Source organism: Paraburkholderia sp. Cy-641, from assembly GCF_011752945.1.
Classification (GTDB): domain Bacteria; phylum Pseudomonadota; class Gammaproteobacteria; order Burkholderiales; family Burkholderiaceae; genus Paraburkholderia.
Map to the genome: position 1 here is coordinate 12224 of NZ_VWWM01000014.1, position 20078 is coordinate 32301.

The 20078-nt window shown below is 65.0% G+C and carries 20 protein-coding genes; 5 read left to right on the plus strand and 15 right to left on the minus strand.

Annotation, left to right across the window (positions count from 1 at the left end; all coding sequences use genetic code 11):
* Positions 1-80 precede the first annotated feature (80 nt).
* Complete coding sequence (locus F3J20_RS09095; RefSeq protein ID WP_167283216.1) at positions 81-584, minus strand: M48 family metallopeptidase; 504 nt, start codon at positions 582-584, stop codon at positions 81-83.
* A gap of 40 nt (positions 585-624) precedes the next feature.
* Positions 625-1008 carry a DUF3592 domain-containing protein gene (locus tag F3J20_RS09100; RefSeq protein ID WP_167283217.1) on the minus strand — a complete coding sequence of 128 codons (384 nt, stop codon included), beginning with the start codon at positions 1006-1008 and terminating at the stop codon, positions 625-627.
* Between the two features lie 515 nt (positions 1009-1523).
* On the opposite strand from F3J20_RS09100, the gene F3J20_RS09105 reads away from it, so the two are divergent.
* The 3 genes from F3J20_RS09105 to F3J20_RS09115 all read left to right on the plus strand — a co-directional run bounded on the left by F3J20_RS09105 (position 1524) and on the right by F3J20_RS09115 (position 2559).
* Positions 1524-1988, plus strand: coding sequence for a DUF2778 domain-containing protein (locus tag F3J20_RS09105; RefSeq protein ID WP_345889855.1), 465 nt, complete (start codon positions 1524-1526; stop codon positions 1986-1988).
* Positions 1969-2229 (plus strand): hypothetical protein, encoded by a 261-nt coding sequence (locus F3J20_RS09110; RefSeq protein ID WP_167283219.1) that lies wholly within the window; start codon positions 1969-1971, stop codon positions 2227-2229. The genes F3J20_RS09105 and F3J20_RS09110 overlap by 20 nt, the downstream gene beginning before the upstream one ends.
* Before the next feature lie 69 nt (positions 2230-2298).
* Entirely contained in the window at positions 2299-2559 is a 261-nt protein-coding gene (locus F3J20_RS09115; RefSeq protein WP_167283220.1) for a hypothetical protein, read from the plus strand.
* 70 nt (positions 2560-2629) lie between these two features.
* Here F3J20_RS09115 and F3J20_RS09120 read toward each other — a convergent pair whose 3' ends face one another.
* From F3J20_RS09120 to F3J20_RS09145, 6 genes are all read right to left on the minus strand, one after another.
* Positions 2630-3367 (minus strand): ABC transporter substrate-binding protein, encoded by a 738-nt coding sequence (locus tag F3J20_RS09120; protein ID WP_167043340.1) that lies wholly within the window; start codon positions 3365-3367, stop codon positions 2630-2632.
* Between the two features lie 46 nt (positions 3368-3413).
* Positions 3414-4445, minus strand: coding sequence for a porin (locus tag F3J20_RS09125; protein ID WP_240159012.1), 1032 nt, complete (start codon positions 4443-4445; stop codon positions 3414-3416).
* A gap of 223 nt (positions 4446-4668) precedes the next feature.
* Entirely contained in the window at positions 4669-6111 is a 1443-nt protein-coding gene (locus tag F3J20_RS09130) for an MFS transporter (RefSeq protein WP_240162740.1), read from the minus strand.
* A gap of 108 nt (positions 6112-6219) precedes the next feature.
* Positions 6220-6861, minus strand: a complete 642-nt coding sequence (locus tag F3J20_RS09135; RefSeq protein WP_167283221.1) for a UbiX family flavin prenyltransferase — start codon at positions 6859-6861, stop codon at positions 6220-6222.
* 25 nt (positions 6862-6886) lie between these two features.
* Positions 6887-7534, minus strand: coding sequence for a carbon monoxide dehydrogenase subunit G (locus F3J20_RS09140; RefSeq protein WP_167043346.1), 648 nt, complete (start codon positions 7532-7534; stop codon positions 6887-6889).
* Positions 7535-7663: 129 nt separating this feature from the next.
* Positions 7664-9121, minus strand: coding sequence for a UbiD family decarboxylase (locus F3J20_RS09145; protein ID WP_167043348.1), 1458 nt, complete (start codon positions 9119-9121; stop codon positions 7664-7666).
* A 304-nt stretch (positions 9122-9425) separates the two neighbouring features.
* On the opposite strand from F3J20_RS09145, the gene F3J20_RS09150 reads away from it, so the two are divergent.
* Both F3J20_RS09150 and F3J20_RS09155 read left to right on the plus strand, forming a co-directional pair.
* A complete protein-coding gene (locus F3J20_RS09150; protein ID WP_167283222.1) occupies positions 9426-10361 on the plus strand; it encodes a LysR substrate-binding domain-containing protein in 936 nt (311 codons plus the stop codon).
* Positions 10358-11965, plus strand: a complete 1608-nt coding sequence (locus tag F3J20_RS09155; protein WP_167283223.1) for a fatty acid--CoA ligase family protein — start codon at positions 10358-10360, stop codon at positions 11963-11965. The genes F3J20_RS09150 and F3J20_RS09155 overlap by 4 nt, the downstream gene beginning before the upstream one ends.
* Positions 11966-12002: 37 nt before the next feature.
* Here F3J20_RS09155 and F3J20_RS09160 read toward each other — a convergent pair whose 3' ends face one another.
* The 7 genes from F3J20_RS09160 to F3J20_RS09190 all read right to left on the minus strand — a co-directional run bounded on the left by F3J20_RS09160 (position 12003) and on the right by F3J20_RS09190 (position 19589).
* Complete coding sequence (locus F3J20_RS09160) at positions 12003-13064, minus strand: XdhC family protein (protein WP_167283224.1); 1062 nt, start codon at positions 13062-13064, stop codon at positions 12003-12005.
* 32 nt (positions 13065-13096) lie between these two features.
* A complete protein-coding gene (locus tag F3J20_RS09165; protein ID WP_167283225.1) occupies positions 13097-13474 on the minus strand; it encodes a RidA family protein in 378 nt (125 codons plus the stop codon).
* Between the two features lie 5 nt (positions 13475-13479).
* The gene (locus F3J20_RS09170) at positions 13480-14865 is read right to left on the minus strand and encodes an MFS transporter (RefSeq protein ID WP_167043357.1); all 1386 of its coding nucleotides are present in this window, start codon (positions 14863-14865) and stop codon (positions 13480-13482) included.
* Between the two features lie 110 nt (positions 14866-14975).
* Positions 14976-15467 (minus strand): (2Fe-2S)-binding protein, encoded by a 492-nt coding sequence (locus F3J20_RS09175; protein ID WP_167043359.1) that lies wholly within the window; start codon positions 15465-15467, stop codon positions 14976-14978.
* Between the two features lie 2 nt (positions 15468-15469).
* Positions 15470-17791, minus strand: coding sequence for a xanthine dehydrogenase family protein molybdopterin-binding subunit (locus F3J20_RS09180; protein WP_167283226.1), 2322 nt, complete (start codon positions 17789-17791; stop codon positions 15470-15472).
* Positions 17788-18666 (minus strand): xanthine dehydrogenase family protein subunit M, encoded by an 879-nt coding sequence (locus tag F3J20_RS09185; RefSeq protein WP_167043362.1) that lies wholly within the window; start codon positions 18664-18666, stop codon positions 17788-17790. Before F3J20_RS09185 ends, F3J20_RS09180 begins: the two co-directional genes overlap by 4 nt.
* 92 nt (positions 18667-18758) lie before the next feature.
* Positions 18759-19589, minus strand: coding sequence for an alpha/beta hydrolase (locus tag F3J20_RS09190; RefSeq protein ID WP_167283227.1), 831 nt, complete (start codon positions 19587-19589; stop codon positions 18759-18761).
* Positions 19590-20078 lie beyond the last annotated feature (489 nt).

Sequence of the window (20078 nt, forward strand, 5' to 3'; positions counted from 1 at the left end):
CCGCTCGATGTTTGGGGCGTGTGGCCTGCGGACTCGTTATGCGTGCCACGCGTGCACGACATGTGCACAAAGCGCGCGCGTCAAGCTGTCTTCTTCGTCAGATCGCGATGGGTCAGATAAAGCCGCAGGTCGAATTCGATCTGCTGGTAGCCCGGTTGCATGAACTCGCACAGACGATAAAACGCCTTGTTGTGATCGCTCTCCTTCAGATGAGCGAGTTCGTGCACGACGATCATCTTCAGAAATTCCGGCGCCGTCGATTTGAATAGCGACGCGATGCGGATTTCCTTCTTCGCCTTCAGCTTGCCGCCCTGCACGCGCGAAATGCTCGTGTGCAGACCCAATGCGTGCCGTACGATGTCGAGCTTGCTGTCGTAGGTGACCTTGTCGATCTGCTCGGCGCTGCGCAGATGTTCGCGTTTCAGTTCGGCGCAATACGCGTAGAGCGCGCGATCGGTCTGCACGTCGTGCGTGTTCGGATATTTCCGCGCGAGGTAGGCGCCGAGCTGATCGGCGGCGATCAGGGTTCTGACCTTCTCCTGTAGAGGCGCGGGGTAGCCGGTCAGGTATTTGAGCGGGAGCATGAAAGAGGACGGTTTTTTTGCCGGGTGGATATTAGCAGGGTTACCCATAGCGCCCCCTGAATTCCTGCCCTGTCCAGCCTGCATACAGAAATACAACCGCGAGGGTACTCAACATGATCGCCCCGAACCAGATGCCGGCGAATCGGTCAATTTGTGCCGTTTCTCGTGGCAGAGCCGGGTCGTAGCGAACCGCAACGGAATCGCCGACATCCGCGGAAATAAAACTTGCGGGAAATGTAATTTGCTTGCCGCTCTGTGTCACAAAGGCGATCTCGGGATGTCGTTCGCCGTGGTTCAGTCGGATAACCTTGCCTTGGGTTGTAGTCGATGTTCGAATGAAATCCAGATTCGATCTGATTTCCGATATCGATCCAATCAATAGGGCAAGACCCATGACGAGCGCGATGTAATTGCGTTTTCGCATGCTATTTCGCAATATTTTCTCTGATATCAAATTCAACTGTATCTGCCATAACACCCCAGTCTGCACTGAGAGTAACCGCCGCCAATAGTCAAGAGATCGTCCAGACTGTATCGCCTTGCATGCGTCATACATGTACCACATCACATGAGGACACACGCTGGAAGCTATGATTCGAAAAAAGATGCCCATTGGAATCAGACAACTCTGAAAGCGGAGACAGTCGACTCCCCTTCGGCTTTCTAACTGATCCAGGAAAACAGTGAAGCAACGCTCCGGCCAATTTCAAGATACGTATGGGAACGTTTTGATATTTGCTACGTATTCTTTAATTATTGTTAATTCGTATCTTTCCTTGACTTGCGTCCCTTCACGACCCTGCATCACTGTGGCAGCGTAGCGAACGCTTCCTTCAGACAAGGCTCGCCTTCTCTGATAGAGCGATCGTCACTTTCGAGGAATCTATGCCGTTACAGGGAAAATTCGTTGTTGATAACAAGCCGGTTTTGCATCTGGACATGAAGGGTATCGGGTCGTTTCCAGCGTTCTCGGGCGATGGTATTTACCGCAACCGAGGGGGATGCACTGCTATAGCAAATAATGGACCTTTGCCCTCCGGGAAATATTGGATCATCGATCGGCCTAGTGGCGGCTTCGGTTCAAAAGCGGAGGCCTATTTCAAAGACAAATGGAACGCTGCTCTCGGTGCTCCAACTCGCCATACTGATTGGTTCGCGCTGTACAGGAACGATAATTTGATTGATGACTGGACGTGGGTGAACGGTGTGAGACGCGGCAATTTCAGGCTACATCCGGCCGGAGGAGGTGGGCATTCGTACGGATGCATCACACTGCAAAGCCGCGTGGACTTCCACAATCTTCGACAAGCGCTGCTGCGAACTGGAACTATCCGGGTTGGCAACTCAGACATACATGCATATGGTTGGATCGAGGTCATTACAAATGGCAACACTTGCCCGTAAAGTCGCCAAGGTGCTGCTGTTCTGTGGACTGTATTTCTTAGCGATCCGCTACGTCCACACTTATCCGATTCCAATGACGTTGCAGCAGCAACAAGAACTGATCGTGATCTCGGACGCATTCGGAGTTGCCGATACCGAACTGTTCTATATCCTCGCCATGATGCTCATCGATCTGATCGTTACCATCATGGTGTACTCGATCCTGCTGAGACTTTGGCTGCACTACCGCAAGAAGAAATAAAAAATCTCCGCCATGTAGCGCGCTGATTCACAGCCAGCGCACTACATGGCTGGAACAAGACAATTGCAAATGGCAAAACTTGTCCGTAAAACCACCAAAGTACTGCTGTTCTGTACCTTATATTTCTTGGCAATCCGGTACGTCCACACCTACCCGATGCCAATGACATTGCAGCAGCAACACTATTTAATCGTGATCTCAGAAGCATTCGGCGTTGCCGACTACGAACTGTTCTATATCCTCTCCATGATGCTCATCGACCTGATCGTTACCATCATGGCGTACTCGATCCTGATGAGACTTTGGCGGCACTCCCGCATGAGACGATAAAAAACCACCAATACACAGCAATTGATGCCCCTGCCGCCGCCAACCTCAGCAACGGCAGGTGCCTCTCCAATCACCCCACCAACGGCGCCACCGACGCCCCACCGATCCGATGCCGCGCCAGCGCTTCGGCGACAAAACCCGACGCCTTCATCTCCTCGACGAACGCCCGCAACGCCTGGGCCGCGCCCTCGCCGCGACTCTTCGGCACACCCATCGCCTGCTGAATCACCATGAAGCGCTCGCCGAGCAACCGCAATCCGCCAACTTGCCGCGCGTCCGCTTCGAGTTGCTGCTTCACGCCCGCCGCCACTTCCGCCTGCTCTTCGACGAACGTCTGCACCACAGTCGGCGAAGTCGGCGCGCGCACGATCCGCGCGTCCTTCAACGCGCGCGTCAGAAACAGATCGTACGCACTCCCCTTGCCGACCACCACCCGGTTATGCGCACGATCGACCTCTTCGTTCGAGCGAATCGGCGAATCGTCGCGCACGAGGTAATAGCCTTCGATCAGCACATACGGCGCGGTAAACGCGATTTTCTCGCCACGCAGGGGATCGATCGCGAAGAAACCGAAGTCGGCCTGCTCGTCGCTGACCGCCTGCACCGACTTGCCCGCCGCATCGAATACCACCAGTTCCAGTTCGACGTTCAGGCGCGTCGCAAACGCACGCGCCAGATCGACCGAGACACCCACCGGTTCGCCGGACACCGGGTCCTGGTTCGCGAGTATCGGATTGCCGAGATTGATCGACGCGCGCACCTTGCCCGTAGGCGTGAAAGATGACACGACGGTCTGATCGATTGCCATATTTGCTCCGTGAGTTCGAAGTCCCTGAATCGGCACGACGGCACGCTCAGAATGCGTGCCGCAGACCCAATGCCGTCGTCGTCGCCGAACCGTAGCCGCTCGTCTTGTCGTACATGCCCACGAGATACACGTCGGTGCGTTTCGACAGCGGGTAATCGTAGGCGATCGAGCCCGTGTTACGCATCGTGCGCACGTTGAGCGGCGCGCTGCGCGTCGTGCGCGCCCACTCGGCGAGCACCGAGCCCACGCCGATCGGCGCCGACAGACCCAGCATGTACGTGTGCGCGCTCGCCGGCTTGCCGTAGGTCTGCGCCCCCTCGGCCAGCGCATAGACTTTCGCGATGTTGAAGTTGTACGTCATGCCGCCCATCCACATGTCCTGCTCGGACACCGGCGCGGTAACCGGCGTGCGCACGCGCTGCAACGACACCGCCGCGAGGAACGGCCCGTTCACGTACTTCGCGTGCAAGCCGAGATTGGCGATGCCGTTCGCGCCCGCGACGCCGCCGAACCCATAAATTGCCGAGGCGGTGAGCCCGGCCAGATTCGGCGTCTGGTATTGCGCGGCATTGTCCCAGACGGTGTCGCCGATCACCGTGTTGTTGAACGTCGCCACGAAGGTTTGCAGAACGATCGGCGAGAACACCACCGACGCGCCGAACGGGTTCAGCAACTGCATGTTGATGTAGGTCGGGTTCGTCTGCCGGCCCAGCCACAATTTGCCGTAGTGCGTCGACACGCCGACGTACGCGTTGCGGGACAGGAAAGGATCGGCCGGCGTGCGGCCCATCGCGCCCGTGTTCGGCTGGAAGAAGCTTTCGAGTGCGAACTCCACCGAGTTGCCGCCGCCGATATCCTCGGAGCCGCGCAGCCCCCAGAACGACGTCGTCAGGCCGCCGCCGCCCAGCGTGACCGCGGCCGCCGGCCCGCTGCTGTGCTTGACGCTGCCGACATACGTGCCGACGATCCCGTACAACTGCACCGACGATTGCGCGTACGCCGCGCCCCCCGTCAATAAACCCATGCCGAGCGCCATGCGCGCGTACTTCGCCAACCGGCTGCCGTTCTTCCTTGTCATCGCGAGAGTCTCCAGATCGTTGTTGTGCATCGGCGGACGATGTCGTGGCATCGCCGCCGGGGTTGCGCGCGAGCGCGCGCTGCCGCGCCCCGTTGCGGCAACGGGGCGGGCAGATTCTTTTTTTCGGGGTAGGGGTATGGCTGGCGCCGCGCGACAGGGCGGCGCCGGTACGGCTCAGGTACAGCTCAGATACAAGCTCACTCAGTGCGGATACGCACTCGGATCAGGGCGCGATCTCTTCGAGGCTGCGCTCGCGCGTTTCGATCATGCCCGTCGCGGCCAGGGCGCCGACCGCGCTGACTGCCGCGAACATCAGGAACACCGAACCGGTGCCCTCGGTGTGCACGAGCAGACCGACGAGCGTCGGGCCCACCGCCGACGCGAGCCGCAGCCACGACGTCGCGAGGCCGGTGCCGGTCGCGCGCATCCGCGTCGGATAGACCTCGGGCGTGTACAGATAGAGCACCGCGTTGATCGAGCCGATCAGCCCGTAAGTGAGCGTGCCCATCACCATCACGCCCCACACGCTGTGGGCGGCGAACAGGCCCAGCGCGACCGACAGCGCGCCGCCCGCGCAGAACGCCGCGAGCGTCCAGTTGCGGCGGCCGATGCGGTCGATCGAATAGGCGCACACGAGCAGCAGCACGACCTGGGCGATGTTGGTCATCGACGCCGCGCGCAAGGCCGATTGCAACGGCAACTGATAGACGGTGCGATACAGTGTCGGCAGCCAGTTGTTCAGGCTGTTCGCAATGAAGAACGCCGTCGCCCACAGCACCCACACGATCAGCGTGCGGCCGCGATAGAACGGCGAAAGCAGTTCGCGCCAGCCGGCCTTCTTGCCCGTCGGCGCGAGCTTCGCTGCGCTCACCTTCGGGCCGCCCGCCGCCAGGATGCGGCGCGGCGTGCTCGCTTCCATGCTGCGCACGACCACTTCGGCTTCCGCGTAGCGTCCCTTGCCGATCAGCCAGCGCGGCGACTCCGGCAGCCGCGACACGAAGAACGCGATCATCAGGCCCGGCACCGCGCCGATCCAGAACATCACCTTCCAGCCGACCGCCGGCACGAGCCAGGCGCCGAGCTGCCCCGCCGCCATCAGGCCGACCGGGAAAAGCATTTCGTAGAGCAGAAAATATTTGCCGCGACCGTGCGCATTCGACAGTTCGCTGATGTACGTCGCCGCGACCGGCATCTGTCCGCCGACGCCGATGCCCTGGATGAAGCGGCACGCGAGCAGCATCGGAATGTTGCCGGACAGCGCGCAGCCGAGGCTCATCACCGACATGATCGCGATCGAAACCGTCGCGCTGCGAATCCGGCCCGAGCGCTCGGCGTACCAGCCGAACACGAGCGCGCCGATGAACTGGCCGATATAGCTCGCGCCGATCAGAAAGCCGATCTGCAGCGGCTTGATCTGCCACAGGCCGACCAGCACCGGCAGCACGAACGCGAGCGAGAGCGCGTCGAACGCATCGAAGAACGTCGAACTGCCGATCACGACGCGCGCCTTCGTATGCCAGCGCGAAAACGGCACGCTTTCGATGCGCGCGAGCAGTTCGGCCGCCTGCTGGCCGGAGGCGGCGGCCGCCTCCGCGCTGCCGGCCATGTTGTCGCGCGGCGTGGGCTGCGAGCCCGCCTGCGCATTTAAGACTCTGCTGTCCCGCATCTGTGTCTCCAGTAATCGTTGTTCTGCTGTCCCGGTTGAGTGGCGGACCGAATCCGTCGCTTGTACCGTCGCTTATGTCGTCGTTTGTGCCATCCGTGCTACCGCCGCTCAGTCGGCCTCGGCGCCACGCGCGCCCGCGAACGAATCGGCGAGACCCTGCCAGCGGCGCACCGCTTCGGTATCGATGTCGAACAGGTCGAGCACGCGGCCGAGCGTCTGATCGACCATCTGCTCGAGCGACGCCGGCTTCGCATAGAACGCGGGCACCGGCGGATAGACGATCGCACCCGCCTCGGTGACCGCGCCCATGCTGCGGATATGCCCCGCGTGCAGCGGCGTTTCGCGCACCATCAGCACGAGACGGCGGCGCTCCTTCAGCATCACGTCGGCCGAGCGCGACAGCAGCGAACTCGTGCAGCCGGTCGCGATCTCCGAGAGCGTCTTGATCGAGCACGGCGCGACGACCATCCCGTCGACGCGAAACGAACCGCTCGCGATCGCCGCGCCGATGTCGGCATTCGGGTAATGCACGTCGGCGAGCTGCTTCACGTCGGCGAGCGTCATGCCGAGTTCGTCGGCGAGCGTGATCTGGGCCGAGCGGCTCGCCACCAGGTGCGACTCGACGTTGGCCGCGCGCAGCATCGCGAGCAACCGCACACCGTAGATCGCCCCCGACGCGCCGCTGATGCCGACGACGATGCGGCGTGCCCGGTTGCCGCGCGAGTGCTCAGATGAAGTCAGATCGTGCATCGTGGACTCGCCGGTGAAGAGTGCATCAATGGAAGGCGTACACGAGAGCCACGGCCACCACCACGCCGAGTGTTGCCCATAGCCACAGCTTGCTGCTGCCGCCGCCCGCCGCGCGCGCGCTCGATGCCACCGCGGCCGTGGCGGCCGCATGCGGCGTGGTACTTTGCGCTGCCCCGGCGGCTGCAGCGTCTGCCGTGTCGGCACTGCCGTCAACCACGGCCTCGGCCGGCATCTCCGGTGCGAGCGCTTCGGTGAAGCGCCCGAAAAACTCTTCGGCCATCTTCTTCGCGACGCCGTCGATCAGCCGCGCGCCGACCTGCGCGAGCCGGCCGCCCACCTGGGCATTCGCGCGATACACGAGCTTCGTGCCGCTGCCTTCCGGCGCCAGTTCGACCTGCGCGGTGCCCTTGCCGAAGCCGGCCGCGCCGCCCGAGCCCTCGAAGCTCAGCGAATAGGCTTCCGGCGCGCGCAGATCGGTGAGCGTCAGCTTGCCGTTGAAGCGCGCCTTCACGGGCCCGACGGCAGCGGCCATCACGACCTTGTAGTGCGTGTCGTCGACGCGTTCGAGCGACTCGCAGCCGGGCACCGATACCTTCAGTATCTCGGGGTCGTTCAATGCGTCCCAGACGCGCTCGCGCGGCAGCGGCAAAATGCGTTCGCCGGTCAGTTCCATTGCAAATCTCCTTGTACTGCGGACGACAGGCTCTCTCGCCGGCCTCATGGGCGCGATATGGGAGAACCGGTATGACGGGTGGTGGCGGCGCCGGCTCCCGGCGCCGCGTTCATTGCGGCTCGCGCATGCTCAGTCGAGCACGTGCCGCCATTTTTCGCGGACCTTTTCCTGCAATTCCTTGCTCGCCTCGGCCACTTCGGGAAACTCCTTGATGAAGTCGTACGGACGGCAGGCGTCGATGATCGCCTTCGAATTGAACGGCGCCTTGTACGGATACGCGATCGACATCGGATCGTTCTTCGAGCCCATGCCGCGCTTGATGATGTCGATGTCGAGGTCCGGATCGGAGCGCGTCGCGACGGCCCACATCACTTCCTGCAGATTCGACGGATCGATGTCTTCGTCGACCACGATCGTGTAGCGCGACATATACGCGCCGACGCCGCACTGGTTCAGGATGTGCCCGGCCTGGCGCGCATGGCCCGCATAGCGCTGGCGGATCGACACGACGTTGAACATGCGCGCGCCGCCGATCTCGTGCGCCCACACGCCTTCGACGTCGGGCACGCCGGCGGCCTGCAACGCGTCGACGAGCAGCGCCGAGCGCATCACCGCCTTCGAGTACGAGTAGTCGTTGGGCGGTTTGGCCGGCGGGCTGCCCATGATGATCGGCTGGTTGCGGTAGTAAATCCGCTCGATCGTGACGACCGGCGCGGTCTCCGCCTTGCCCGGGTAATAGCCGTGGAATTCGCCGAACGGCCCTTCGATACGCTCGTCGCCCGGATGCGCATAGCCTTCGATCACGATCTCCGAGGCGCTCGGGAACGGCAGGCCGGTCAACTGGCCGTTCACGACTTCGACCGGCTTGCCGAGAATCGCGCCGATGTAGTTCAGCTCGCACATGCCGAACGGCACTTCGATGCCCGACACGAGGTAGCCGAGCGGATCGCAGCCGATCACGATCGCGACCGGAAACGGCTTGCCGGCCTTCATATGTTTGTCGTATTGAATCGCGCCGTGCTTGCCCGGAATCATGTCGAGGCCAACGTGATTGCGGTCGTGAATCATCACACGATAGGTGCCGACGTTGATCCAGTCGGAGTCGAGGTCTTTCGTGACGACCATGCAGCCGGTGCCGATATAGCGGCCGCCGTCCTTTTCATGCCACAGCGGCGACGGAAACGAAAACAGGTCGACGTCGTCACCGCTTTGCACGTTCTCGAACACCGCGCCGTCGTTCACGACGACCGGGTCGTACCCCTCGGCCTGGCTTTGCCATTGCTTGGGCTTGCCGCGCAGCGTCTGCACGAGCGCCTTGTGCGATTCGCCGCCGGCGAGGCGCAGGATCGACGCGAGGCGCGCCGGGCTCGCGGTCGTGCAGGTCGCTACGCGAAAACCCTTGGGATAGCCTGGGATATCGTCGAAAAGCAGCGCGCTCGGGCGCTCTTTCTTCACGTTCAGCTCGCTGATCGCGCCCAGTTCGAGGTTCCAGTCCGCGCCCGATACTTCCGTCAATTCGCCGAGCGCGCGCGCCTCGTCGAGCCATGCGCGCAGGTCCAGTGAATGGGCTTTCGCCGTTTGACTCACGGTGTTGTCTCCTTGATCTCGCTGATACCGGTTCTGTGGGGTCGTCCGCGTGAAAGTGGCTCAAGCGCGGCATCGTAGGCGCAACATTGCAGCATCGATGCACATCGTGCAAACGATCCTCTTTCATAGAGGGGATGAGTTTCTTTCATGCTCTGCCGTGCGCGATTATCCCCCCTCGCGAGGCAGCCTCGCCGCGGCGCGCGCGCTGCGTCTTCGCGCTCCGTCTTGTGTGCGCACCGCTACGTACGTTAATCTCAAACCGACTATAATCCGACCTTCCGAATGTGATCCGGCCTGACATCGCATGAGACCGTACATCCCATCCCTGCAGAGCCTGCTCGCGTTCGAAGCGGCATCGCGGCACCTCAGTTTCACGCGCGCGGCGCAGGAACTCGAACTCACGCAAACCGCGATCAGCCATCAGATCAAGACGCTCGAAGAGCGGCTCGACATCAAACTGTTCGTACGCCGTCGCAACGTGCTCTCGCTAACACCAGCGGCGCGCGAATACCTGCAGTCGGTACACGAGGCGATCAATCTGCTGTCGATGGCGACCGACCGCGCACGCAAGAAAAAACCGAGCGCAGTGCTAACGGTCGCGAGCCTGCCGACCTACGCGATCAAGTGCCTGATTCCGAAGCTGCCCGACTTCCAGCGCCGGCATCCGGACATCACGGTACACCTCGCGACCAGCTCGAACTTCGACGAATTCAAGCGCAACAGCTACGACGTCGCGATCCGCTACGGCTCGGGACGCTGGGCCTCGGTGCGCGCCGACCGCCTGCACGGCGAGACGTTTTTCCCCGTGTGCGCGCCGGGCGCGCTCGCGGAAGCCGGACCATTCGATACGATTGCCGAGGGTCTTGCGCGCTTCCGGCAGATCCGCACCTACTTCTATTCGATGTACCAGGACGACTGGCCTAGCTGGCTCGAAGCGGCCGTGCGCGAGCCCGTCGAATTCGCGGGCGAAGCGGTGTTCCATCTGCAACTGACGTCGCTCGCGGCGGCGGTCAATGGCGTCGGACTCGCGATCGGCCGCTCGCCGCTCGTCGATGCCGATCTCGCGAGCGGCGCGCTGGTCGCGCCGTTCGACGTGCGCGTGCAATCGAATTCCGCCTATTTCATCGCCTCGCCAATCGACAAGGCCAAGCTCAAGAAAGTCGAGCTATTCCGCGAATGGGCGCTCGAGACGCTCGCCGAACCGGTGGCGGCCCGCCCCGCGCGCACCGAGACCGCATGACCGTCGCGTTGCCGTTCGCGCGCGTCGGCGCGCTGCTCGACGCGCACCGGCAACGCACGCCGCACAAGACGGCGCTCGTCGACGTCGAGCGCAATCTGTCGATCGACTTCACGGAACTCGCGCAGTACGTCGATGCGCTCGCGCGCCAGTTGCAACGCGCAAACGTCACACGCGGCGCGCGCGTGGTGCTGGCCGGCAGCGAGGGCATCGAGAAGCTGCTGCTGTGGCTCGCGCTGTGGCGGCTGCGCGCGATCGTCTGTCCGCTCGATGTCGCGTTCCTCGGCGCGCACGGCGCACAGCGCGTGTTCGATCGCATCGATCCCGCGTTCGTGCTGATCGCTGAGCACGCGGACGAAACCGTCCTGCCCACGAGCGGCGCGCGCATCGTGCGCTTTGGCGCGTGGCCCGCGAATGCGGATGCAGATGTGGACACGAATGTGGACGACCCGCAAGCGCAACTGCGCTTCGTGACCACGCCCCTCGCCACGGCATCGAACCATGACGACGATACGCCGCTACCCGACACCGACGAACCCGGCGGCATCGACGAAATCGCCGCGATGTGCTGCACATCCGGCACCACGGGCGTGCCGAAGGTCGTCGTCTACGATCATGCGAGCTACTGGTACAACGGCCTCGATACCATCGACCTGCTTGCGCTCACGGCCGACGACCGCACGCTCGAATACCGCTCGTTCGACTGGTATTCCGCGCAGATCCTGAGCCTGATTCCGTTCCTGCAACTCGGCTCGACGCTGTGCGTCGCGCGCAGCTTCTCGCGCAGCCGCTTCGCACAGTGGATCGCCACGCATCGCGTGAGCGTCAGCGCCGGCGTGCCGACCGTGCTGAACCTGCTGCTCGAAGCGCCGGTCGACATCGAGGGCGGCAAGCTCGCGTCGCTGCGCGCGATCACCTGCAGCACCGCGCCGCTGTCGACCGTGCAATGGGCGCGCTTCGAGGCGCACTACGGGATTCGCGTGCTGAACCTGTACGGGTCGTCGGAAGCGGGATGGATGTGCGGCAACCGCTATACGCGCCGCAAGTTCGGCACAGTCGGCTATCCGGTCGGGCATATCGGCTTCTCGGTCGTCGACCCGAACGGTGCGCCGTGCGCGCCCGGCACGCCGGGCCAGGTGGTCGTCGCGGGCGAGAAACTCGCACTCGGCCTGTTGAACGACGCGCATCGGATCGAGCCGATCCGCGGCGCGCCGCTCGCCACGCGCGACGTCGCGAGCATCGACACGCAAGGCTTCGTGGTCGTCTCGGGCCGCATGGACGATCTGATCATTCGCGGCGGCGTGAAGGTGCTGCCGCAGGAAATCGAGGACCTGCTGCTCGAACATCCCGCCGTGCAGGACGCGGTGGCGGTCGGCGTGCCCGATCCGATCTACGGACAGGAGCCCGTGTGCTTCGTGGTGCCGCATCCGGGCATGAAGATCGAGATCGCGGAACTGGTCACGCTGTGCCGCGCCAAACTGCCGCGCGAAAAACAGCCGCGCCAGATTTATCTGGTGAACGAATTGCCGCGCAACGCACGCGGCAAGATTCTGCGCGACGCGCTGCGCCGCGAGTGGTGGACATTCACGCACTCGGGCAAACCCTGAAGTACGGCGACCTGAAGCACGACGAACGGCGCGTGAGTCAACCGGCCGCTTCGAGTTCGAGCAGCGCCGGACACACGGCTTCGTCCGGCTCGTACGCCCGCGTTTCCCTTTCGCGCTCGACAGGCGTCCGCGCGGCGACACCATTCCTCGCCGCGGTCAACTCGGCCGCGATCGACACCGCGATCTCCGGCGGCGTGCGGCTGCCGATCGACAGTCCCGCGGGACCGCGCAAGCGCGCGAGCTGCGCCTCGCTGACGTCGAACAGTTTGAGACGCTCGCGCCGCTTCGCGCTATTCGAACGCGAGCCGATCGCGGCGACGTAGAACGCTTCGGTCTGCAACGCATCGATCAGCGCGAGATCGTCGAGCTTCGGATCGTGTGTCAGCGCAACCACCGCGCTGTGGCCGTCGAGTTTCATCGCGAGCACCGTATCGTCGGGCATCGTGCGCACGAGACGCACGTTCGGCACGTCCCAGTCGTCCGCATACTCTTCACGCGGATCGCAGACCGTCACCTGATAGCCGAGGCCCACCGCGATCGTCGCGAGAAAACGCGCGAGATCGCCCGCGCCGATCAGCAGCAGCCGATAGCGCGGCCCATGCACGGTCGTCAGCGTATGCGCGTCGCAACGCAACTGCTCGTCGGCACGCGCGGGCCGCAGCCGCGCGCGGCCGCTCGCCAGATCGAGTTCGCGCGCCACCCGTTCGCCGCCGCCGATGCGCGCTGCCAGCGTGCCGATGCCGGCCGGCGCCTGCGCGTCGGCCTGCGCGTCGGCATCAAGCGGCTCCAGCACCAGTTCCATCGTGCCGCCGCACGGCAGGCCAAAGCGCCGCGCTTCGTCGGCGGATACGCCATAGGTCACGCGCTCCGGCAAATGCGTGACGAGCGGCGCGCGGCGCATGCGGTCGATCAGGTCGTCCTCGATGCAGCCGCCCGACACCGAACCGCATACGACGCCGTCGTCGCGCAGCGCGAGCATCGCGCCGACCGGCCGCGGGCTCGAACCCCACGTGCGCGTGACCGTCGCGAGCACCACGCGGTGGCCGCGCCCGAGCCAGTCGACGCAATGCCGCAGCACCTCGACGTCGATACTCTCCATCGCCTCTCTCCTCGCTCCTCGCGTACGCGCCGTCAGTTCCGCGCCACGGCCACCATCTGCACCTCGACGAGAAAGCCGTGATGCAGTTCCGGCACCGGCACGACCGCGCGCGCCGGCTTGTGATCGCCGAACACGTCGGCGTAGATCCGGTTGAACTCGGGCCAATAGTCGATGCCGACGATATAGGCGATGCACTGCACGACGTCGCGCATGTCGCTGCCGGCCGCCTTCAGCACGTTCTCGCAATGCGCGAGCACCGCGCGCACCTGGCGCTCGAAGTTGTCGGGTCCGTCGGTGGCGACGCCGGGGCCGGGCAGCATCCCCGAGACGAACGTGAAACCGTTGGCGGTCACGGCCTGCGAGTAGTGGCCGCCGGGCGGCGGCACGTCTTTCGACTGGATGAATTGCATGATAGTCACACCTGTTCAGGAAGAGGTTGGCCGCGCGTCTCGGGCAGAAACGGCGCGAGTACGATGCCGATCACGTAAATGAAGCCGACCGTCACCGCCGCGTGGCCGTAGCCGCCGAAGCGCGAGATCAGCGTGCCGGCGACGAGCGGCCCGGTCCACGCGAGAAAACGCGGTACGTTGAAGCAGAACGCGATCGCGGTACCGCGTACGCGCGTCGGGTACAGCTCGGGCAACCACGTCGGCTGCCACGTATATTGCCCGAGACTGAAGAAGCCCGTGACGCACGCGACCGCGAGCAGCACGGCGATCTCGTGCGTCCACAGGAACAGCACCGGCGTCAGCACGAACGCCATCACGAAGAACAGGAACGTGATGCGGCGGCGGCCGAAAGCGTCGGCGAGAAAGCCGAGGCCGATATAGCCGGCGATCGCGCCGACGTTGTACGCCATACCCGCATAGCTCGCCCACGTCGGCGCGGAAAGGCCCGCATGCGCGGCGACCGAGCCGATATACGGCGGCACCCACGTCGAGATGCCCCACCAGCCGAGCGTCGTCGACAGCGACATCAGCACCGCGATCACGGTGCGGCGGCGCAGCTCCTTCGAGGCGAACAGGTCGAGCAGCGTGAAGCGCGCGAGCGCCTGCTGGTCTTCGCCGAGCCGCTCGCCGGCGCGCTTGCGCCTGAGCGACTCGCGGCGTTCGCGATCGACGCGTTCCCATTGTTCGGATTCCGGAATACCCGAGCGCATCCACAGCGTCGCGAGTCCCGGCAGCACGCCGATCAGGTACATATAGCGCCACGCGTGTTCGCCGCTGTGGCTCATGAAGAGCCACACGAACGAGGCGACGAAGAAGCCCGTGCCGAGCCCGCATTGCATGAGGCCCGCGCCCTTGCCGCGATGCTGGTCGGGCCAGATTTCGGCGGTCATCGCGGTGCCGGTCGCCCACTCGGAGCCCATCGCGAGCCCGACGACGAAGCGCAGCATCGCGAACGAGAGCCAGTCCCACGCGAACGCCGAGAGGCCCGTGGTCAGCGAATACGCGAGGATCGCGAACATCATCATGCGCTTGCGGCCGATGTAGTCCGCGAGCACGCCGCCGATCAGGCCGCCGAGCCCCCAGCCGAGCAGCGTCAGCGCGATCACGAGGCCGGCGTAGAACGGAATCTGCGGATGCAGCGACGGCGCGAGCAGTTGCGCGAGCGCGCCGCCGACCGTGAGGATCAGCGCATAGGTTTCGTAGCCGTCGAAAAACCAGCCGAGATTGGACGCGATCAGCGCGCTCCACTGCTGGCGGTTGATCGAGCGATACCAGACGGGCGCGGGTGCGCTGCCCGCGGATGGCGGAGTCGCGCGGGCGCGCTCGCCGCGTCCGTTGGCGGAAGAAGGCATGGGTGGTTGTCTCCGGGAACGGCGGGGAGTGGCGGGAAGCGGCGCGCCGGCGCCGGCTCCCGCCCGATGCAGCACGTGCGGATGTTCTTGTTGTCGCGCGTGCGGGCGGTTTACGCGGACGCCGTCTCCTTGCGGCGCTGCGCGGCGAGCTTCACCGCCTCGATGATCTCCGGGTAGGCCCCGCACCGGCACAGATTGCCCGACAGGTAGTGGCGAATCTCCGCCTCGGTCGGATCGGGATTCTCGGCGAGCAGTTGCCGACTCATCATCAGGAAGCCCGAGGTGCAGAAGCCGCACTGGAACGCGCCGCAGTCGATGAACGCCTGCTGGATCGGATCGAGCGCGCCGTTCGCATCGAGATGCTCGACGGTCGTGACTTCGGCGCCGTTCGCCATCGCCGCGAGGTACAGGCAGCCCGACACGCTCTCGCCGTTCACGAGCACCGTGCAGCAGCCGCACAGCCCCTGGCCGCAGCTTTCGCGCGCACCGTACAGGCCGAACTCGTTGCGCAGCACTTCGAGAATCGTCAGATGGGGCGCGACGTTGGCGCGCACGCGCTCGCCGTTCAGCGTGAATTCGAGGTTAATCAGGGTCTCGCTCATGGTCATTCCTCAGGCAGCGGTTCGTTGCGTGCCGCGCAGATGGCGCGGTACACGGCTTCGGGCGTGATCGGCAGCGTCTTGATGCGCACGCCGACGGCGTCTTCGATCGCCTCGGCAATCGCCGAGGCGACGCCGAACGTCGAGCTCTCGCCGACGCCCTTCGCGCCGAACGGCCCGTTCGACTGATACGCGTCGACGGTCTCGCGGCCGATCCGGTGCGGGATGTCGTGGATGCCCGGAATCTTGTACTCGGCAAACGACGCGTTGCGCAGCTGCCCGACTTCATCGAACTCCATGCGCTCGAACATCGTGATGCCGAGCTGCATGATCGCCGCGCCCGAAATCTGCGTATCGACGACCTTCGGATTGATCGGCGTGCCGCAATCGACCACGTTCTCGAAACGCACGATCTTGAAGTGGCCGGTCTCGACGTCGACTTCGACTTCGACGCCGGTGCCGCCCACCATCCAGTTCGGCGTGATGTTGTCGGACTGGCCGGTCTCGTGATCGGGCTTCGTGTACGGCGGAATGAAGCTGCCGATGCCGACGATGTTGCCCGCCTGCATGCCGTACTTGCGCTTGAGCAGATCGCCCGCGCGCGCCGGTTCGTCGGCCGGCACGCCCAGTTCGTCGGCGAGCTGGCGCAGCTTCGCGCGCGCGTCCTCGGCCGCGAGGCGCACCGCGTGGCCCATGTGGAACGTCGAGCGCGAGCCGAGCGTCGCCATGTCGTACGGCGTCGAATCGGTGTCGGGACGGATCACCTTGATCTTTTCCGCGTCGATGCCGAGCACGTCGCCGGCCATCAGCGCGATCGCGGTGTCCGAGGCCTGGCCCATGTCGACGGTGCTCGAATAGACCGTGCAGCTGCCGTCGGCCGACAGGCTCACCATCGCGACCGAGGTGGTCGGCGCAACCAGCGCCTTGAAGCCGATGCCGACGCCGCGGCCACGGCGCACCACGCCGCTGCCGCGTTCGAACGGCGCGCTCCAGTTCATGCGCGTAGCGACGCGGTCGAGCACCAGTTCGAGCGCGGCGTCGCGCATCACGGTGCCGGTCGCGTGCGGCTGGCCGTCGCGCAGCAGATTGCGGCGGCGGAACTCGACCGGATCGAGCTTGAGCTTGCGCGCAATCATGTCCGCGTGGCTCTCGTACGCCCACACCATCTGCGGAATGCCGAAGCCGCGGAACGCACCGGCCGGCGGCAGGTTCGTGTACACCTGATACGAGTCGATCGACACGTTGTCGATGTCGTACGGGCCGCTCGCGGTGAAGCCGGACTTCTGCGTGACGCGCGGGCCGATGTCGGCATACGCGCCGCCGTTCCACCACACTTCGCAGCGCCGGCCCGTGATGCGGCCGTCCGCCGAGACGGCGGTCTGCATGCGGAAGGTGGTGGCGTGTTTCGTGATCGTGAAGAACTGCTCTTCCATCGTCAGCGCGACGCGCACGGGACGGCGCGTCAGCAGCGCGAGCGCCGCCGCGAGCGCTTCGACCTTGATGTAGAGCTTCGCGCCGAAGCCGCCGCCGAGCAGGCCGACGCGCACGCGCACGCGGTTTTCCGCCCAGCCGAGCAGCCGCGCGATCTCGATGCGCACGAACGACGGGCTCTGCGACGCGGTATGCAGCGTCAGCGTGCCGGCGTTCTCGCCCGGTTCCGCGACCGTCACGATCGGCTCGAGCGGCACGTGCATGACCTGCTGCGTCGTGAAGGTATCGTCGAATACGTGGGCGGCCTGCGCGAACGCGGCATCGACGTCGCCGCGACGCACGCGGAAGTCGAGCGCGACGTTGGTCGCCTGGCGGCCCGCCAGATGCTTCAGGTCCGGAAACGTGCCGGCCGGCTTCAGCTCTTCATGCACGTGAATGTCGGAAGCCGCCGCCTCGACTTCGTTGAACACCGCCGGCAGTTCTTCGTATTCGGCGTAGATCAGGTGCGTCGCTTCCTCGGCCGCATGCGGATCGCTCGCGAGCACCACCGCGACCGGCTCGCCGATATAGAGCACCTTGTCGACCGCGAGGATCGGCTGGTCGTGAAACGCCGGGCCGAAGAACGGCTCCGGAATCACGCGGCGAATGTCGTCGGCGGTATAGACCGCGAATACGCCCGGCGCCTCGCGCGCGGCGCTCGTGTCGATCGACACGATGCGGCCGTGCGCGACCGTGCTGCGGAAAATCTTCGCGTGCAGCATGCGCGGCAGCGAGACGTTATGGATATAGCCGGCGCGCCCGGTCACTTTGGCGTTCGCTTCCAGCCGGTTGATGCCGCGTCCGACCTGACGCGGCGCGGCGCCGGTTTCGAGCGGCGCGGTTTCGATGATGGTCATGCCTGCTCCTTGTTGCGAGCCGCCTCCAGCGCGATGCGCACCGCGCGTCCGAGGTAGACAGTCAGCAGATGTTTCTTGTAGCTCGCCGAGCCGTGCGGATCACCGACAATGTCGAGCGACGCCGCCCCCGCCTCGCCGGCGCGCGCGAGCGTCGCCGCATCCGGCAGCGCGCCGCGCAGGATCGCTTCGGCGTCGACGAGACGCGTCGGCCGGTCGGTCGCCGCGCCGACGATCACGCTCGCGTTGCCGATCCGCTCGCCCTGCATGTCGAGCACGACCGCGACGCCGAGCGCCGGCCAGTCGTGCGAGGCACGCGTGGTCACTTTCATGTAGGCAGCGGGACGGCCGGCCTGCGCGGGCACCGTCACCTTCGAGATCAGTTCGTTGCGCGCGAGCACGGTCTCGTAGTAGCCGGTCGCGAGTTCCTCGACCGGCAGCGTGCGCTCGCCGGCGGGGCCCGTCACGGTGACGCTCGCGCCGAGCGCGCTCAGCACCGGCGGCATGTCCATGTGCGGATCGGCATGCGCGAGATTGCCGCCGAGCGTCGCGACGTTGCGCACCCGCACGTTCGACAGCGTGCGCAGCGTGCGCGCGAGCAGCGGCCAGCCTTCGCGGACTTCCTGCGAATGTTCGAGCGCGGCGAGCCGCGTCAGGCCGCCGATCTGCAGTTCGCCGTTGCCGCCGATCGAAATCCGCGAATGCTCGGGCTCCACGTCCTGCAGGCTGACGAGCCGCGTCGGGCGCAGCACGCCGGCCTTCATCATCAGCATGATCGCCGTGCCGCCGCCGACCGGGCGGATGTCCGGGTCCTCGGGATCCAGAAGCGCGATCGCCTGCTGCAGCGAGCGCGGTGTAGCGAATTCGAATGGCGCCATTCGGCCCCCCTTCCTTAATGCAAATCCGGTTGTGATGCGTTTATGTGAGGCTCTGATGCGACGCGCTTATTTGACACACTTATTTGACGCACCTACGCGATGCGCTTGATCAGCGCGAGCAGTTCGTTCGCGACGAGTTCGGGCACTTCGAGCGGCGTCAGGTGGCGCGCCTTCGGCACCTCGGTCAGCGTCGAGCCGGCGATGCCTTCGTGCAGCGCACGCGCCATCGCAGGCGGCGCCGCATAGTCTTCCTCGCCGACGATCACGCAGGTCGGCACGCGCACCTTCGCCATTTGCGCGCGGCCGTCGTAGGCGCCGAGCATCCGGCCGGTCGCGGCGAACGCGGCGACCTCGTTGCGCAGGAACGTATCGACGCAGCGCTGCACGACGTCCTTGTGGGTCGCGCGGAACTCGTCACCGAACCAACGGGTGGTCTGGAACTCGACCAGCCCGGCGAGCCCTTCCTTTTCGGCCTTCGAGGCGCGCACGTCCCAATCCTTCGGCGCGGTTTCGCCATACCAGGCCGTCGTGTCGATCAGGCCGGCCGCACGCGTGAGCTCCGGGTACGTGCCCGCGAATTCGAGCGACACGCAGCCGCCCATCGACGCGCCGGCGATCAGCACGCCGCCGAAGTCGAGCGCGGTCACGACGTCGCGCACGTCGGCGGCGAACTGTGCGACCGTGTACGGGCCGGCCGGCTTGTCCGACGCGCCGTGCCCGCGGCAGTCGAGCGCGAGCACCGCCGCATGCGGCACGAGGCGTTCGACCACCGGCTGCCAGAACGCGCGATCCATGGCGAGCGAATGAAGCAGCACGACGCGCGGCACGCCGTCGCGTTGTCCGTAGAGGCTATAGCCGATGCGCGTACCGTCGCGCACGCTCACGTGCGACGACACGGCATCGCGTTCGATTGAGGCAGTCATCGTGAGGGAATCCGTTCGGTGAGAGAGGGGAAGGTCTTCGTGGGCCTGATATTGCGGGCGCGAACCGCGCGCCGCAAACGACGATCTTTCATGGGGGGCATGAAAAAGTTTCATCGGGGAAGCGGGTGTGCCGGCGGCATCCGGCAGTTTGCTGCCCGCAACTTTCGTGGCGGGCGGCCGGTACACGAACCGTAAGCTTTGCGACGCAGGGTGAACGTCGGTCGCCAGCACGGGCCTGGCCGACGCAGCCGCCGGCAAGATGCCAGCAAGATTAGGGACGCCCGCAGCGCCCTCTCCGCCATCGAGCGCCGCCGCGCAAGCAGAACAGCCGGCTGATGCCAGCCATCTCCCCTCAGGCATATCTGACATCACCGACCTGCACCTACCCGCACGGCACGGTGATTCATAAACTGCTTTCGCTCGCCCATCGAGACGCGCATCCGGGACTCGCATGAGCGCCTGCATCAGCGCATGACCACTGCCATGCGC

Bases quoted from the DNA above. Each gene is read 5' to 3' on its own strand.
- F3J20_RS09155 (WP_167283223.1), top strand. From the start codon at position 10,358: ATGACCGTCGCGTTGCCGTTCGCGCGCGTCGGCGCGCTGCTCGACGCG.
- F3J20_RS09165 (WP_167283225.1), bottom strand. From the start codon at position 13,474: ATGCAATTCATCCAGTCGAAAGACGTGCCGCCGCCCGGCGGCCACTAC.
- F3J20_RS09180 (WP_167283226.1), bottom strand. From the start codon at position 17,791: ATGACCATCATCGAAACCGCGCCGCTCGAAACCGGCGCCGCGCCGCGT.
- F3J20_RS09190 (WP_167283227.1), bottom strand. From the start codon at position 19,589: ATGACTGCCTCAATCGAACGCGATGCCGTGTCGTCGCACGTGAGCGTG.
- F3J20_RS09115 (WP_167283220.1), top strand. From the start codon at position 2,299: ATGGCAAAACTTGTCCGTAAAACCACCAAAGTACTGCTGTTCTGTACC.
- F3J20_RS09095 (WP_167283216.1), bottom strand. From the start codon at position 584: ATGCTCCCGCTCAAATACCTGACCGGCTACCCCGCGCCTCTACAGGAG.
- F3J20_RS09175 (WP_167043359.1), bottom strand. From the start codon at position 15,467: ATGAGCGAGACCCTGATTAACCTCGAATTCACGCTGAACGGCGAGCGC.
- F3J20_RS09150 (WP_167283222.1), top strand. From the start codon at position 9,426: ATGAGACCGTACATCCCATCCCTGCAGAGCCTGCTCGCGTTCGAAGCG.
- F3J20_RS09130 (WP_240162740.1), bottom strand. From the start codon at position 6,111: ATGCGGGACAGCAGAGTCTTAAATGCGCAGGCGGGCTCGCAGCCCACG.
- F3J20_RS09110 (WP_167283219.1), top strand. From the start codon at position 1,969: ATGGCAACACTTGCCCGTAAAGTCGCCAAGGTGCTGCTGTTCTGTGGA.
- F3J20_RS09140 (WP_167043346.1), bottom strand. From the start codon at position 7,534: ATGGAACTGACCGGCGAACGCATTTTGCCGCTGCCGCGCGAGCGCGTC.
- F3J20_RS09105 (WP_345889855.1), top strand. From the start codon at position 1,524: ATGAAGGGTATCGGGTCGTTTCCAGCGTTCTCGGGCGATGGTATTTAC.
- F3J20_RS09100 (WP_167283217.1), bottom strand. From the start codon at position 1,008: ATGCGAAAACGCAATTACATCGCGCTCGTCATGGGTCTTGCCCTATTG.
- F3J20_RS09125 (WP_240159012.1), bottom strand. From the start codon at position 4,445: ATGACAAGGAAGAACGGCAGCCGGTTGGCGAAGTACGCGCGCATGGCG.
- F3J20_RS09135 (WP_167283221.1), bottom strand. From the start codon at position 6,861: ATGCACGATCTGACTTCATCTGAGCACTCGCGCGGCAACCGGGCACGC.
- F3J20_RS09185 (WP_167043362.1), bottom strand. From the start codon at position 18,666: ATGGCGCCATTCGAATTCGCTACACCGCGCTCGCTGCAGCAGGCGATC.
- F3J20_RS09120 (WP_167043340.1), bottom strand. From the start codon at position 3,367: ATGGCAATCGATCAGACCGTCGTGTCATCTTTCACGCCTACGGGCAAG.
- F3J20_RS09160 (WP_167283224.1), bottom strand. From the start codon at position 13,064: ATGGAGAGTATCGACGTCGAGGTGCTGCGGCATTGCGTCGACTGGCTC.
- F3J20_RS09170 (WP_167043357.1), bottom strand. From the start codon at position 14,865: ATGCCTTCTTCCGCCAACGGACGCGGCGAGCGCGCCCGCGCGACTCCG.